The sequence below is a fragment of the Corynebacterium sp. HMSC068G04 genome (genome assembly GCF_001814885.1).
In the GTDB taxonomy this organism is placed as follows: domain Bacteria; phylum Actinomycetota; class Actinomycetes; order Mycobacteriales; family Mycobacteriaceae; genus Corynebacterium; species Corynebacterium hiratae.
Map to the genome: position 1 here is coordinate 46,708 of NZ_KV818293.1, position 14,501 is coordinate 61,208.

Annotated in this window: 12 protein-coding genes and 1 pseudogene; 3 read left to right on the top strand and 10 right to left on the bottom strand. The window is 59.3% G+C overall.

Annotated elements, in window-relative coordinates; all coding sequences use genetic code 11:
- The 9 genes and pseudogenes from HMPREF2993_RS13995 to HMPREF2993_RS01475 all read right to left on the bottom strand — a co-directional run.
- A pseudogene (locus HMPREF2993_RS13995) lies at positions 1 to 83 on the bottom strand (IS3 family transposase); the annotation flags it as partial.
- 224 nt (positions 84 to 307) lie between these two features.
- Positions 308 to 586, bottom strand: coding sequence for a transposase (locus HMPREF2993_RS01440; protein WP_246822309.1), 279 nt, complete (start codon positions 584 to 586; stop codon positions 308 to 310).
- Between the two features lie 146 nt (positions 587 to 732).
- Complete coding sequence (locus HMPREF2993_RS01445) at positions 733 to 1,884, bottom strand: DUF3322 domain-containing protein (protein WP_070700627.1); 1,152 nt, start codon at positions 1,882 to 1,884, stop codon at positions 733 to 735.
- The gene (locus tag HMPREF2993_RS01450; RefSeq protein ID WP_070700630.1) at positions 1,871 to 5,269 is read right to left on the bottom strand and encodes an ATP-binding protein; all 3,399 of its coding nucleotides are present in this window, start codon (positions 5,267 to 5,269) and stop codon (positions 1,871 to 1,873) included. Before HMPREF2993_RS01450 ends, HMPREF2993_RS01445 begins: the two co-directional genes overlap by 14 nt.
- A complete protein-coding gene (locus HMPREF2993_RS01455) occupies positions 5,262 to 5,927 on the bottom strand; it encodes a DUF4194 domain-containing protein (RefSeq protein WP_070679910.1) in 666 nt (221 codons plus the stop codon). Before HMPREF2993_RS01455 ends, HMPREF2993_RS01450 begins: the two co-directional genes overlap by 8 nt.
- Positions 5,924 to 7,396, bottom strand: a complete 1,473-nt coding sequence (locus HMPREF2993_RS01460; protein WP_070679907.1) for a DUF3375 domain-containing protein — start codon at positions 7,394 to 7,396, stop codon at positions 5,924 to 5,926. The genes HMPREF2993_RS01455 and HMPREF2993_RS01460 overlap by 4 nt, the downstream gene beginning before the upstream one ends.
- Positions 7,397 to 7,532: 136 nt before the next feature.
- Complete coding sequence (locus HMPREF2993_RS01465) at positions 7,533 to 7,766, bottom strand: hypothetical protein (protein WP_070545535.1); 234 nt, start codon at positions 7,764 to 7,766, stop codon at positions 7,533 to 7,535.
- Complete coding sequence (locus HMPREF2993_RS01470; protein WP_168166757.1) at positions 7,759 to 8,298, bottom strand: nucleotidyltransferase family protein; 540 nt, start codon at positions 8,296 to 8,298, stop codon at positions 7,759 to 7,761. The genes HMPREF2993_RS01465 and HMPREF2993_RS01470 overlap by 8 nt, the downstream gene beginning before the upstream one ends.
- Before the next feature lie 459 nt (positions 8,299 to 8,757).
- Positions 8,758 to 11,022, bottom strand: a complete 2,265-nt coding sequence (locus HMPREF2993_RS01475; RefSeq protein WP_070700636.1) for a DEAD/DEAH box helicase — start codon at positions 11,020 to 11,022, stop codon at positions 8,758 to 8,760.
- Positions 11,023 to 11,359: 337 nt separating this feature from the next.
- Here HMPREF2993_RS01475 and HMPREF2993_RS01480 point away from each other — a divergent pair, with 337 nt between their 5' ends.
- Positions 11,360 to 11,803: a helix-turn-helix domain-containing protein gene (locus HMPREF2993_RS01480; RefSeq protein ID WP_070517343.1), complete on the top strand. Its 444-nt coding sequence runs from the start codon at positions 11,360 to 11,362 to the stop codon at positions 11,801 to 11,803.
- A gap of 58 nt (positions 11,804 to 11,861) precedes the next feature.
- A complete protein-coding gene (locus HMPREF2993_RS01485; RefSeq protein ID WP_070510646.1) occupies positions 11,862 to 12,434 on the top strand; it encodes a PIN domain-containing protein in 573 nt (190 codons plus the stop codon).
- Between the two features lie 65 nt (positions 12,435 to 12,499).
- Here HMPREF2993_RS01485 and HMPREF2993_RS01490 read toward each other — a convergent pair whose 3' ends face one another.
- The gene (locus HMPREF2993_RS01490) at positions 12,500 to 13,828 is read right to left on the bottom strand and encodes an AAA family ATPase (RefSeq protein ID WP_070700703.1); all 1,329 of its coding nucleotides are present in this window, start codon (positions 13,826 to 13,828) and stop codon (positions 12,500 to 12,502) included.
- A gap of 197 nt (positions 13,829 to 14,025) precedes the next feature.
- On the opposite strand from HMPREF2993_RS01490, the gene HMPREF2993_RS01495 reads away from it, so the two are divergent.
- Positions 14,026 to 14,400 carry a hypothetical protein gene (locus HMPREF2993_RS01495; RefSeq protein WP_230308877.1) on the top strand — a complete coding sequence of 125 codons (375 nt, stop codon included), beginning with the start codon at positions 14,026 to 14,028 and terminating at the stop codon, positions 14,398 to 14,400.
- The last annotated feature ends 101 nt before the right edge of the window (positions 14,401 to 14,501 follow it).

Consider the following 14,501-nt stretch of genomic DNA (forward strand, 5'->3'; position numbering starts at 1 on the left):
CCCATCATGCGCATCCGCTTAGCCACAGTCTTACGATTCAAGGTGATCTGGTAGCGCTCGGTAAGTTCTGCAGTAATCCGCGGTGCACCATAAACCTAATCAGAGTCTTTCCAAAATCTGATGAATCGGTCAACCTCATCGTAAAACGCTGCACGATCATTTCTGCCGGATAGTTGTCGCTTCTGCTGTATATGGGCTCATTTGTAGTATCCAGACCGAGACACTTTTAACAGCCGTGCCATGCGTTTGATGCTGTAGTTCGTCTTGCTCTGGCTGCGTCAATTCGAACTTTTCTGCTCGCGTTGCCTTAAAGCGAAGAAGGCTGTCGCTTTTGACAAAACTCGTTATCCATCTTGGCTTCTGCCAACTCACGGCGCAGGCGAGCATTCTCAGCACGAAGATCAGCCTCACTCATCCCATCCAAGTTTCCTCGGCGTTCACGCTCGAGTTTGACCCATCGGCCTAAAAGCCCGGCGGAAACACCGATTTGTTTAGCCACATGAGCAATCGGACGCTGTGACTCGATTACCAGGTTCGCGGCTTCACGCCGGTACTCAGGCGTGTACTTCTTGCGCTGTTGACTCACAATGAACATCCTCTCTTACGGACACAAGATCCGTACAAATAGGGCGTCCGCCTAACTCAAGGCTGGCTTCTCTAAGCTCGGAAATCTATGGAACTGATTCTGATTGAAGATTGGGACCATGATTCTGCTGCTGCGGAGTAAGGCTGTTAGTCATATTGTGTTCTTGACCCAACGAAATTGTGCTTGAGTATCGTGTTTGCATACGCAAACGGAATCCGCTCCTGCTCAATGCGCAGCCGGCCCTCGGTGAACAGAAGGCGGTAGGCGCGCTGCTCTTCGGTGGTGAGGTGGGTGAGGGTGGCAGAGCCGTCGCCGGGGTCGGGGACGGCGAGGTGTTGAAATGCGGTGACGGTGGCGGTGTCCATGAGCAGTGATTTCGTGTGGGGGAAGTGGGCGCGCACGGCGTTGAGGATGGCAAAGCCGGCGGCATCGAGGTCGCCCCAGTAGGTGATGTCCGCTTCGTGTAGCCAGCGCAGTGCGCGGAGCTGGTGGGCGGCGGTGCCGGAGCCGAGGAGGGCGATGGTGGGAGGGGAGGCGTCGGTAAGCGTGGGCAGGGCCAGGAAGGTTTGTTTGTTTTCCACGATGAGCACCCGGGGTGGGGTGTCGGGGAAGAGTTCGGCAGCGTCGGCGAGGGGGATTTCGATATCGGAGAGCGCTGGTGCGTGGTTGAGGTAGCGCAGGCGCAGGCGGGTGTCGCGGCGGCGCAGGCCCAAGTCCGTGATACCGAAGGGTGCGAGGAGTGTGAGAAGCAAGCGGCGGTGGTTGCCAATCCACTTGCCGTCCACGCCTTCGACCGGCACGGCGCGCTCCCACTCACCGGAATGGGGGTTTGCGCGCAGCCAGGTCAGGCACGGTCCTAGGCAGCGCAGGTCATAGGCGCTTAAGTCCTTCCACTGGTTGTAGGAGCGGTGGACGGTGCGGGTGAAGTCCGGGGAGTTCGGGAAGATGGCAGCGATGTCCTGGGCGCGCTGCTGGGTTGTGGAATACTCGCGTTTCAGGCCCGCGGCGGTGGCGATGCGTTCAGCGCCGGTGAGTTTTACGCGGGTGGGAACATCGTTGGTGCCCAGGCCCGTGCGGGACCAATTGCGTGTTTCATAGATGACTTCGTTCTGGTGCGGCCAGCGCTGCCAGGCGCGGATGAAATCCTGGGCGGTGCTGATATCGCTTGCTGCGGCCGCAGCTGTCGGTGGGTGCAGGGGCCACTCCAGGTGCAGAGCATCGGGGTCGGCGAGCGCTTCGGCGAAGTGGTTGCGCAGGTACTTTTCCGCATGCGCCTGCAGGTCTTTAGGCATCCGCATCGGCGGGCTCCTCGGGGTGGGATGGTTCGGGTTCGGGGGAAGAGAGAGTGGAGGCGTCGATTAGCGAATAGCCCGTGCGCGCCTGCGGGCGGCCGTTGATGAGGGGTTCGTCGTAGTTGACCACGATGGTGCCATCCACGTAGGGCGAGAGCGTCTGGATGAGTTTGAAAGGCGTGGCCAGAATCATGTGGAAACCAAAGGAAGCAAAGACGGACATGGCCGTGCGGGTAAAGGTGGGATCGGCGCGGTCAAAGGCCTCGTCCAAGATGATGGAGCCATAGGTGGGCACGTCCTGGTCTGGCTCCGCCAGGCGGAAGCGCAGGGCCGCTGCCAGGCAGAAGAAGACGAGTTTTTGCGCTTGGCCGCCGGAGAGCGAGGCGGAATCCTGATAGGTATTGGCTGTGGTGCCGTCGGGGTAGCACTCGCGGCCGATGAAGCTGACGTGGCGGCGGGTATCCAAGACCACGTTGCGCCAGCGGATATCCTCCGGGTGGCTAGAGCCCAGGCGGCTCAGAATCTTGTCCAGGGCGTGGTAGCGCTGCAGGGCGGCATCGTGCTCATCTTTGCTGATTTCGGCCAGGCTGTGGGAGGTGGCGGCATCCAAATCCCGCTGGAAGTCTTGGACCACCTGGCCGCGGGCGTCCTTGACATCAATGCGCAGGGTGCGCTCACCGTTGAAGGGCGAGCGCTCCAGGGACTTGTTGATGAACTCCATGCGCGTTTCGATATCGCCGCGTGCATGGCGCAGAGAGGAAGCCAGGTGGGAAAGGTTCTGGACGGTTTGGCCGTTGAGCAACTCCAGGAATCGGGTGCGGAAATCCGCCAGGCGGTCAGCGCGTAGGTACTTCAGCTTCTCTATGCCTTCGCCGGCGAAGCTGGCCTGCGGTTCCAAGTCGGCGGCTTCTGCCGGCCACTGGGACAGGTAGGCGTGGAGGACGGAGACGATCGTGTCGTTGGCTTCCTCGATGCGGCGCGCGGCTGCGCGGGCGGCGTCCTGTAGCTCGGCCTGTACTTCATCGCGCCGGGTATCGATGTTATCGATGGTCAGCGTGCGCTTGCCCTTGTGCAGGGCTTCCTCGACGGCTTTCGCGATGTCCTTGTCGGCGATCTCCGGCACGGTGTCGATGATGCGGCGGCGCTCGGTGGAGCGCTTCAGCTCGCCTTCGACGTCACCGAGGTGTTTCTGTGCCTGGTTGAGCCGGGTGCGGGCAGCCTTCAGCTTTTCCTTCGCGTGCTGATGGGCGGCGGCTAGGGCTTGGGCCTCCGGGGAGGATGCCAGGGAATCGTATTGCGCTTGCAGGTCCTGCTTGCGGGCTTTCGCGGAGGCAGTGTCTATGTCCTGGAACTTCGTGTCCAGCACCTGCTGAGCTTTATCGCGCTGGGTGCGCAGGATGTCCATCTTCCGGTTGAGGTTATGGACCTGCCGGGCCGTGGCGCTGGCGGTGGCTTTGGCTTGCGCCAACTGGGAACGTAGTAGCTCAATCTTGGCGGTGTTGGTGGAACCCACCCGGTACCACGCTGTGCCGGAAAAGCGCGTGCGGTCATCCTTGATGAAACGCGTGGAGCCGTCCTTGTCCTTGGGGCGGCTTTCCAGGCCATCGCGGGTAACGGCCGGAGTTCGGGTGACCTTGTCCAGTTCCGCTACCGACTCCACACATTCATAGTTGAAGCGGTGCGAAATGTGTTGGCGTACCCACGCCGTCATGGGGTGATCCTGGAACTCCAGCTTGTGGATGAGCTGCCGCGGACTGCGCGCGGAGGCTGGCGCCGACGTGAACTCCGGGATGGTGCGGTATTCCAGTCGGGTGCCCACGTTGCGGGAGTTGACCCACTGGTTAATGGCTTTCCGGGCTTCCTCCGGCACGAGGAGGGTGGCGGCGAAACCGTGCAGGAGCTTTTGGATGACCGGCTCCCAGTCCGCCTGCTGCGGGCTGATGTCGATGAGCTCGCCGGCGAAGGGTAGCTCGGATTCGGCATAGCCGGTATCGCGGGCGAGTTGGGAGCGCAGCTCCACTAGAGCCTTGTCGATGTTGGTGCGCCGCGAGCTGAAAGAGCGCAGCTCGCTATCCAGGCGCGCGCAGGCGGTGGCCGCGTCGCGGGCTGCCACGCCGGCTTCCTGCTGCTGGTTCGTCAGATCGGCGGAGTCGGTCTCGAAATCGGAGAGTCGTAGCTGGGCGTTGGCCTGCAGCTCAGCGAAACCTTGCGGGCTGAGCTCATAGTGCTCGGTCCATTGGCCCGCGGCAGCAGCAAGGCGTTGGAATTCTTTGGAGCGGTGCGCAATCTCTATGTCAGCGGTCTCCATCTTGGCGCGCAGGGCATCGAGCTCGCCGGCGCTGAGCTGGGAAACGGCCATCGCGGCGCGGCGCTCCGCATCATCGAGGTGGGCGACATCGGCCTCAAGGGATTCCACTTCCGACTGGGCCTCTACCTGCTGGGCGTTCAGCGCGCGGATGCGAGAGTCCAGCTCCTCTGCCACCAGGCGAGCGCGCACGGCCGGCAGCGCCTCGCTCATGGCCTCCGCCTTGTGCTTATCTGCCTCCGCGGTCGCGCGCTGGGCATGCAGCTGGGGCAGGGGAGCGAGCGTATCAATCTGGGCCTTGACGTCCTCGACCCGCAGGTACGCTTGGCGCAGATCTTCAAACTGCTCCACGGCTTCCTCCGCCCGGGAGAAGGTCGAGGGCCGGTCCAGCATGTAGTCCCGGAAGAGCTGATCCAGGCTGGACAGCGACTTCGCGGACTGTGTGCGGTGGAGCAGCAGCTGGCCCTCCACGTTCTTGATGCCCAGGCGTTTGCGGAAACGATCCGCAAACGTGGCATATGTCGGCGTAAAGGACGCGCCGGGTCCCTTGTACAGGGCTTTGATCTTGCGGGTGTCCAGGCTACGAGCGAGCAAGGGGCTGAGCTTATCGACGTCCTCATCACCTGGCACCAGCCCATACAACTTCTTGATCTGGCCTACTGAGTTCTCACCGCCATTGAGGCGGAAGATAGCAATGAGCGTGTGTTGCTTGCCCGCGCCGTTGTCATAGGTCAGTGCTACCACCGAGTTGGTAGCCCCCTCCCGCAGGTACTCCGGGGCGATTTCGCCGGTCTGCGCGTTTTCCTGCTGCCGCCACGCGCCGCGCACGTAGGAGACGAGGCTGCGCCCGTTGTGCCGGCCGAGGTCCTGCTGCGAAGCTGCGTTGAACTTCAGGTGGTTCTGTGGAACCAAGACCGCCGACATCGCATCCAGCAGCGTGGACTTGCCGGAGCCCGAACCGCCGGTGATGAGGAAACCTTTGCGCGCCACCGGGATGGAAAAGTAGCCGTGGAAAGTGCCCCAGTTGATCAGCTGAATGCGGCTGATACGGAATTGTCCGGGGTACAGGCTGGTGTGGCTAGTCATCGGAAGTTTCCTCCTTCTCCTCATCTGCCTGCTCTTCCTCAGCCTGCGCCAGGCGGGCGTATTCGTCACGGATGGCGGTGACTGTGGAGGCGTCGAAAAGCTGGCGTAGCACCGGTGAGACCTCGAAGCGCCCCTCGGTCTCAGTAGCGCTCAGCAGTGAATAGTCGTTCTGAATGCGCTTAATGGCGGCGTTGAAGCGGCGGTTGAAACCGGCCTCATCGCGGTTGTCCACCGCGCGGACGTAACCGATTCCCTCCCGGAGGTCCTCGACGTCCACGATGACCCGCTCTCCGGGCAGCGCAAGCCCCAGCTCTTGGCGCAGGTTCAGCAGGATGGCGGTGTCGATGTGCTTGAGCTTATCCGTGCGCAGCACCTGCGGGATGCTCAAGGTTTCTTCCTCCACCATCCGGGTAAACGCGAAGCCCTCGGTCTCGTCCACGACGAGTTCTAGGAACACCTCATGCAGCCGGGCGCGGAGGTTCTCCTCATCCGAGATGATGGCGGCCCACAGCACCGGTTCCTTCTGCGCGCGAATGAGCGGGCCCTGTAGAAGCTGCACTAACGCGCGCCGCGAGTGGTAGGTCAGCGAGCCTTTATCGTGCTCCCACAAGGGTGGCTCGTGGGCGGAATCGACGCGGGGAGTGTGTGCGGCGGTCACTGTAGCTCCTTAACGGTGGTGTGATCGAAATACAGAGTAGGGATATAGGCGGAGCGCACCGTGCCGTCCTCCTCGGTCCATGTGACTTTCTCACGCGATGGACGCAGCACGGGCACTGGGTGTTGGTCTGCGATGTGCACCAAGCCCACCACGCTGGCAAGACCCTGGGTAGGGGGATGGGCGTGCAGCACCTGGCCGATCGTGCAGGGGCCGGACTGGGCGACGGCCGAGCGTATCGCCTCATGCAATTCTTCGAAATCAATCTCCGATTCGCGCACCAGCTCATACAAGGCTTGCGGGTCTTCTGCCTCCGGCTGGTATGCCTCTGGGGTTTCTTCCACGATTTCCCGTCCCGGGTTGGCTAGGCGAATGCGGGAGACGGAGTGAATCGACATACCGATGCGCTGTAGCGGTGTCTCCATCCGGTGAAAGGCTTTGAGCTCGGAGTGTTGCGCGGCATCGATAGCCATGCCGCGGGCCTCCCGCAGTAGCTCAATCATGCGCCGGTCTTCCGCGAACTGCTCGGAGGAGACATAGTTGCGCAGGCTGCGTGCCAGCCCCGTCATGGTCTGGTTAACCTCGAAGCTGGTTTCCTCCATATCGCGGAAGAGCCTGCGCAGCTGCTGCCGCCTGTCCGCGGCCAGCGCCTGCCCGGCTTCGCTGTCGAGGACCTCCGTGATCCACTGGTCCAACCAGGCGCTGCGCTCCCTATCCATCAAGAGGGAATAGAAGCCGCGGAAACTGCGCCCTGCGTCCGACTCCGCGATGTGGTCGACGCCGTTGAAGATCTCCTCCAGCACCTCGCCGCGATAGCCCTCTGGATCCAAAAGCTGGCGGCGCAGCTGGTGGTTGAGGGCTTCAAGCTCGTGGCGCACCCGGGCGAAATCGCTCGGCACGGCCATGGCCATGTTCAACACGTCTTGGACGCGTTCTTCTGCCTCCGCGGCGGTGAGCCTTTCGAACTGCCCGCTGCGGGCTTTTTCAATCTCACGGTCGATGCGGTCGCGCTCTTCTTCCAAGCTGGCTACGCGGCTGGCGATGTCTTCGTTCGTATCCCGCGCTAGCCTTTGCAGCGCGGAGCTGATCGATTCCACGCGTGACGCCGTCACTGTGGTCACCGGAGCCTCCCAGCGCTCAATGGCTTCGAGGGCAGACAGGGCTTCCTCGCTGGGTTCGAGCGTTTCGCCATGGGAGCTCTTTCCGGACTTTCTGATGAGCCACCCGGCCTTGACCCAATCATTGCAGTAATTCTGCGGTGTGCGGGGCATGGAAAACTCACTGGCCAGCACCTCGAAATCGGTGACCATGAGCTCATATACTTCCGCCGCCGGGCGCGCCCGGGTGCCGCGCGGGAAGTATTCCGCGATCAACGCCAAAATCACGGGCGCGTTATCCGCGGCCAGTAGCCGGATCGCGGCGGAATCGCGCATCAAACGCCGCAGCGATAGGGCGCGTGCTTCAACAGACATGTCTTGATTCTGACAGGTGTGCCGGACATGCGCAGCGAAGACTGGCTCAAATATTCGAAGCCCGCTGTCTGGCATTCGACCTGCAGAGTGCAGGTCGAAATAATCACGCCCATGGCGGCGGGCCATGAGTGAAGCTTTAAGCTGCGTTCACCTGGTCGTCTTCTATCTCTACGCGGCCCATGAAATACCGGGAATGCGACTTTTTCAAGGATTCCAGGGAAGGTGCTGAAATATGGGCGATCTCAATATCAGGATCGTCGATCGCTGCTTCGCGGCGGAGGCGTTCCTTAAGCGCTTGCGTCGAGTCCGAGAATTGTTTGATGAAAGACTCGCCTGAGCGACGCTTGTACGTGATTATGAAATCAGTCATTAATCTGTTCGCTTTCGATTGGCAGGCCAGGAAGGGCGTCTTGTAGTTTTCTCAGCGCTTTGAGGGCCTCATTGTTGTTCTCGGCAGTGTCTGCCAATTCTAACTCATAGCTCGCCATGTGCATATAGAACTTGGCTCGTTCTCTGTGTACTCGTGGGTCTACTGGGATGGCTCGTGATGTCGCGGCGATGGTCTGCAAACCACTTTGTGCTGATTCGTATCCCTCCTCCAGATCTGTCTCTATGCCGTAGAACTTGTCGGAGACTTCGAGCAAGTTTGCCCAAATAGATTGCAAGTCCGGATTCGCTGGGCGGTAGTCATCTTCGTAGCGAATTCGTCGGCCGGTAAGGTCTGCCAGTTTTTCAAATGTATTCGCCCATTCGGCTTGGAGCTGGGTACGCAATTGAATCTCCACGCGACCGGTAGGTTTGCTGGTAATCCATACATGCACCGCACGGTATCCTCGCTGGGGATTAGAGAGGTAGTTCTTGATGGTTACTTCGGCATTGACTTGCTTGACTAGAACCTTCAATAGCCTTGGCAATATCTAGCAGTACAGAGTGAGACGCGCCCAAATCGAAACGAACACCGGCGAAGTCCTGCATCGCCGATAAGCGGGATCCTCTCTTTAATTTGTCTGCGATGGATGACCTAGTTTTGACTCGGGCAGATTGTACTGCCTCGAAAGGTCCTCGACCGTCAGCGTCTATGGATTGAACCGCAGACGAAACGAGCTTCGTAGTTTCGTCTTTGAGCCATTCGTACCAAGCGATGATTTCTTCTTGGCAATCGGGCGGTGTACTGCGCTTTCCTGCATAGAACTCCCCCAACTTATCAATTTGTGAATTTGAGAAGGGACGCTTTTGCAAAGGAACGTGGCGTCCGTATTTGTTTCATTGCTCACTTTTAACCTTTCCCCCGAGCAACGCACAATGATTTCAGTTGTGCATATCCCCTAACTTAGTAGCAATCAGTCAACCATGGGGCAGCTCTAACTGTTGTTGCGAGTGAATCCCTGCTTGGCTATGGTCGAGCTCCTCTTCCTGAAAGCCGAGGCGAGGGCAGGGACGTTGGCATCGAGAAAGTCGTGGACGGTGGCAGAGATGCTTTCCTTGTCATCGGTATCGCGAGTGACTCGGCCAACCTGCTGAATGACAACGCCGCGGAAGCTTACTGGGGCGGCCAGCACAAGAGTGTCCAGTGCGGGAAGATCGATGCCTTCGCCGGCTACCTGGGACATGGCTAAAAGGACGAAATGCGGTGTGGTGGCAAGCTGTTCACGCACGGCCTGCCGTTCAGTGGCTTTCTGTCCGCCGTGGAGTTGGAGGACGGGGAAGGGGGCGTCGGTAAGCAAGGCGCTGAGGGCAGCGAGGTGTTCGCGTCTTTTCACTAGGACGAGGACAGTGTGCTCGCCCTGCGCGGCTTGTGTGATGACATCGGCGATGAGCTGGTTGCGGTGCTCATCCACCGCCAGAGCGGTGTCGAGGTCGGGCCAGAAAAGGTAAGGAGCATCGTAGGTGAAGTCCGTGTTGTGGACTACATAGTTGCGTTGCCCAGGGCGATCAAGCTCGACGGTATGGCGGATAGGGCCGCAAATGAGAGGCAGTAACTTATCAAGACCGTCGGAACGGTACGGAGTCGCAGTCATGCCGAGCATAAAACGAACGTTGAGTTGCGCGAGGACATTGGTTAAACCTGCAGCCCCGACCCGGTGGCATTCGTCAACGATGATGTGGCCGTAGCCGGAGAGAAAGTCAGTCTTGGAATCACTACGGCTGATGGACTGCGCTGTGACAATGTCTACCACGCCGCTGAGCTTCTTCTTAGCGCCGGAGTATTGCCCGACGTGGACATCTGGAAGAAACTGCTTGAGTGCTTTGTTCCATTGGGTAGCAAGCTCCCTCGAAGGGACGATAACTGCGGTGGGCACTGACCGCTGGGCGATGATTGCACAGGCCATGACGGTCTTTCCAGTGCCGGGAGGAGCAATGAGCATTCCAGACTTGTGTTTGAGCATCTGTGTGACGGCGGAATGCTGGTAGGGGCGTAGTTCGCCGGCGAAGGATGCATCGATGCGCTGTGGTTTCGGCGTATGGCCGCGGCGGGTGACGGTATATCCTGCGGTTTTCAGAATATCGAGGACGTCATCGAGCGTGCCGCGGTCGAGCGTGAGGATCTGGTCCTTCTCATCAAAGCGCACGATGATCCGTGGAGTTCCGAAGGTGGAGAAACGCTGGGCTTGCTTGATATAGAACTGCGGGTTAGCAATAGCGCCGAGGTGTCGCAGGGCCGAACGAGTGGTGGCGTCGACGCCCGATAAATCGACGTGGACGTGCGAATCGTGCGTGACGTGGACTTTCCCAGAAGCCTTGAGCCTCTTTAGTTCTGCGCGGGTTGGGGCCTGGGGAAGGGATGTCTCGGGATCGGGCTGAAGCTCAGCGTAGATTCTCTTGAGTTCGGCGAGCCCCGATTTCTTCGTCCTAGCCAGGGCCTCGAATTGGTCAGGCAATGCTTGAAAATCACTGTCGACGAAGACCGTTGTGCCTTCGGATCGATGGTGGCCAGCCAATGGGAGGGCAATCAGGTTGCCGAAACCGCGGCCTTTCGCCGGCAGAGTGTCTTGGGAAGGGAAGAAACGGTCGAAACTGGAGAAGTAGGAATCCGGGCTAGCTTTGGCAAGAAGTCCGATGCCCACGGAACGGGCGAGGCTGGCAGGAATAGGTTCGTCGAAGAATACCCAGACGTGAGCTCCGTTCCCAGAGCGTGAAACCTCTATGAGTGGATCGAGTCCATGGTTCTTACATTCTTCGGAGTAGGCGCGGGCGGCTTGCTTGAAGTCGTCATCGTCGAAATCGCAGACTAACAGCCGGCAGCTATCATCTGTGCACAGTGGGTAAAGACCAACGTGGAAGTGGTTGTCCCGGCGCAAATGCCCTTCGATCACCTTCGGTGTTAAGGGTTTCAGGTCGGGGTTTCTTCGGTCATAGTAGCCATTGCTGGCCGGATACCAGGCCTTCTTTTCCGCAGTATTTTTAGCCACTGCGTAGACGTCTGTCCTCCCCGCGAAGTAATCCATGAAGAGCGCAATCTTCTCCTCCGGCGAGCGCCTTTCAGAATGAACGTTTTTCGGCGGTGGTGTGTCTGCGGGACTAGGGCGCGTGGGAGCATGACCGAGGGCCTGCAGCAGCTGGGCTACCTGGGATTCTAATTCGCCAACGCGAGTCTCAAGCGCTTCGAGGCGTTCCTGTTCAGTCATGGCGGGTGTTCCTTGTACGTCGGAACTAGTTTATATGACGGCATGCGGCTTAAAGCCTTGTCGGCTTGGCGTTGTATTGCTTAGTCTTAATCGCGCGACGAGCCGGTCACCGGAACGTTGTCGCCTGGAGCCGCGTAGGCTCCAGAGCTTTTGCAGAGGGCGAGCGCGCTTCAAAAGACAAGCCTTGATTCTGACAGGTGTGCCGGACATGCGCAGTATGTGGAGCATTGAGGTGGCCTCTAGCCATTCGTGCGCAACTTGGTTATCCTTGAGGGAAGTTTCACTTGTAAGCGAAAGGCGTTTCAGGTGTAAGTGTCACGCTGGGAAAGGAGCGCTGATGACTGCCTCTGCACTCATCAACGATCGGCTCATGATCGAAGAAACTACTCTCGAAGAGCTGAAGTCGCTGCAGACTCTCGAGGCAGCGAGCTTTCGGGTAGCAGATAAGCACGGGCGCCCAGTCCCGTTGTCGCGTGATGTTCAGCGATTGATTTCTCAGGTCTTGGCTTCTGTTGCGCAGCGAGGGGAAGTCACAATCTCTCGCATTCCTGAGGAGCTCACCAGTACAGTAGCTGCCGAGCTGTTAGGCATCTCGCGTCCAACGCTCATGAAATGGGCAAAGGAAGGAAGGATAGCTACCCACAAGCGCGGAACACATACGCGGTTTAAGCGTGAGGATGTCCTGCAGTTGAAACGCCAGCGCGCTGAGGAACGCGTGAAAGCGTTCCAAGAATGGCGTGCATTCGAAGAGGAGAACGAGAGTTTCTTTTCACAGGCCTAGGTGCATTGAGAACTGCTAGAAACTGCACTGGGCTAACGCGGTTACTATCCTCGAGAACATGCCGCAAAAGGTATTCGTTGACGCAAACATTTTAGTGAGCCGTACAATCCTAGATTGGCTTTTTGCGCTGCAGATTTTATCTGGAGACATGTTTGTGTTCTATACGTCTCAAGACGTACTTGCGGAAACGGTACGGGCGATGCGGCGGAAACATCCCACAGCACCTGGGAGAATTATCAAGGACCGTGTCGAGAAGATCGGTGCGGTGATGGAGGAAATCATTGATGATTTTCCCGGAGACATGCCTTTCGACGGTTTGGATCGTCATGACTACCATGTCCACGCGGCGGCTTTCGCCTCACAAGCCGACATCATCCTTACTGATAACTCGCCCCAGGATATAACCATTACTGCCAGCGAGCAGCGCTACGAGATAATGAATGCGGATGCATTCCTCATGCTCATTCGCGATTCCGCTCCAAACTTAGTGATTGAATGTACGAGTCAGCAGCTGGAGTATTGGCAGAAAAGGAAGGGCTTTCAGGGCCTAGACGATGCGCTGAGGAGAGCGGGTTGCGACAATTTTGCCAGCGCTGTGCGTGAAGCCTTGCAGGCGCTCGCGCAGCGCTAGTTTCATCCGCTCAGCGCTTGTAGCCGCAGACTTTCCAGTGGTCGGTGGTGCTATAGCCCGCACTCTTAAGCCCTAACAAGCTCCTGCAGCGCATCGAGAGCCGCACGGGAGGCAGTGCCGTAGCGCTCGCGAAGGAAGCGGTGGGTGGCGTCGGGGTTGTCGAGTGACACGGATGTCTCGCTGAGGTTGTGTAGCTCTGATTCGCCGGCATCGGTCTTTTCCACTGACCAGAAGCTCTCCGGGCGCAGGCCCAGTTCGCTGGAGCGCTCAAGCACGCTGAAGGCGTGGGAGGCAAAGATGAGCTGCGCGCCGTTGACGTTGATGCTGGGCTCGCGGAAGGCATCGATGATGAAATCCAACAGCGCTGGGCGCAGGGCGGAATCCAGCTCATCAGCCACTAGGATCCCACCGCGGCGCAACGTGTCCAACACCAGGGGAGCGGTGGCCATCCAATTCTGCGTGCCCCCGGATTCATCGGTCAACTTCAGCGCGTAGTAGGAGTCACCAACTTTGTGCTCCACGATGATGGAGTGCAGTAGGGACTCGATCTCTGCATCGGAGTAAGCCTGGAACTCGTCTGGTCGGGGGATGCTGCCGGCGCTGCGGCTGAGCGCATCAATGACCGGGCGCATCTGGCGGAAGACGTGCTCGGGGATGTGGTCCTGGTTCAGCCGCACGGAGTGGATTCCCGAATCGGCCGCGCGCAGCAGCGCGGCAGCCTCATGCAGGTGCAGCTTGCCCTCACGGATGAGGGTGGTGATGCGGGAGGCAGTACTCATGGAGGTATGGCCGTGCGGCAGGTAGGACACGTCGTGCACCAGGGCGCGGGCCAGCGGGGCGAGGATGGGGTGCTCATCGCGCAGGCCAGCGGACAAGAGCAGCTCGGTGTCATCGATGGGGCCGAGCTTGGCGACGTCCCCTTCATCCATAAAGGACTTAGTCCACTGCACGTCCTCGCCGCGGGTCCGCACGAAGCAGGGGCTCCACCGAGTCGAGGGCACGCGGCTGAGCCATTCGGCATGCACGCCGGTAAAGCTCCACTGGAAGCCGTAGAGGTAGCGCACGCCGTCGAGTTCGAACTCCAGCTCAAAAGTGCTGGGCAGTCGCTGTGTGCGGGGGTTGAGGCGGTAGGGGGCGTGGGGGAGTTGGTTGGGTGGGGCGTCGGCAAGCCAGGCGGTGGCGGAGGACTCGATGGCGAGCAGAGCGAAAGCGAGGGCGTTGAGGATGCTGCTCTTGCCCGAAGCGGTGGGGCCGATGAGTACGGAGATGGGATCGCTAACCTTCGCCCAGCCTTCTTCCGGGCCGGTGGAGTGCTGCCAGTCGTGGTAGAGCGTGAGCGTTTGGGTGGCGCGGATGCTGCGGAAGTTGGACACGCTAAAGGAAAGGAGCCTCATGATCACGAGACTACAAGCTCCCAGATTCTTCATCAGACAATTCTGTCCTAGGTTCGGGCGCTGAGTTCTCGCCCCATGCCTTAACCCAGCCGGCGCTGGTAGCGTTTGTTGCGTACCGCAAAAGCAACCACAGGAGGCCACGTCCTATGGGTGGGGATACTACTGAGCTGCTCGTATGTTTCGGGTTAGTGATTGTCATGGCTCTTTATTGGACCTATTACATCCGGGGCGTGCGAAAAACTCCCAGGTCGGAAAGATGGTACGACTCAGCCGATGCGGAAGGCGCCGAAAGTGATGGTGTGCTCTTCATTTATCCCTACGGCACGCTCATCATGGGCGCTGCCGGTGCCACAGGGCTGGTCGCAAATATGAACCTCCCAGAGTCCGCCGAAACGGTGCTGCTTGCCCCGATCATGGCAGCTTTCGTCATCGGAGTCATTGGTTTTACAGGCGCGTTCGGGATTCCGCTTCCGTGGCCATTTGTTCCGCGTTGGGTAGTGGATATCCGCAAAGCAAAACGTGCTCGGAGACGCGAGCGCAGGCAAGCTAGGAAAATGAAAAAGAAAGAATAGGCCTGGTAACTGACGCAGAGGCCGAAGCCAGTATGTAGTGGGTCTAGGGCTGAGCGTCGTCAGTTTTGTAGGTGAAAGTAGCGGCGATGCACGCTAGGCTT

Bases quoted from the DNA above. Each gene is read 5' to 3' on its own strand.
- HMPREF2993_RS01450 (WP_070700630.1), bottom strand. From the start codon at position 5,269: ATGACTAGCCACACCAGCCTGTACCCCGGACAATTCCGTATCAGCCGC.
- HMPREF2993_RS01490 (WP_070700703.1), bottom strand. From the start codon at position 13,828: ATGAGGCTCCTTTCCTTTAGCGTGTCCAACTTCCGCAGCATCCGCGCC.
- HMPREF2993_RS01460 (WP_070679907.1), bottom strand. From the start codon at position 7,396: ATGTCTGTTGAAGCACGCGCCCTATCGCTGCGGCGTTTGATGCGCGAT.
- HMPREF2993_RS01480 (WP_070517343.1), top strand. From the start codon at position 11,360: ATGACTGCCTCTGCACTCATCAACGATCGGCTCATGATCGAAGAAACT.
- HMPREF2993_RS01485 (WP_070510646.1), top strand. From the start codon at position 11,862: ATGCCGCAAAAGGTATTCGTTGACGCAAACATTTTAGTGAGCCGTACA.
- HMPREF2993_RS01445 (WP_070700627.1), bottom strand. From the start codon at position 1,884: ATGCGGATGCCTAAAGACCTGCAGGCGCATGCGGAAAAGTACCTGCGC.
- HMPREF2993_RS01465 (WP_070545535.1), bottom strand. From the start codon at position 7,766: ATGACTGATTTCATAATCACGTACAAGCGTCGCTCAGGCGAGTCTTTC.
- HMPREF2993_RS01475 (WP_070700636.1), bottom strand. From the start codon at position 11,022: ATGACTGAACAGGAACGCCTCGAAGCGCTTGAGACTCGCGTTGGCGAA.
- HMPREF2993_RS01495 (WP_230308877.1), top strand. From the start codon at position 14,026: ATGGCTCTTTATTGGACCTATTACATCCGGGGCGTGCGAAAAACTCCC.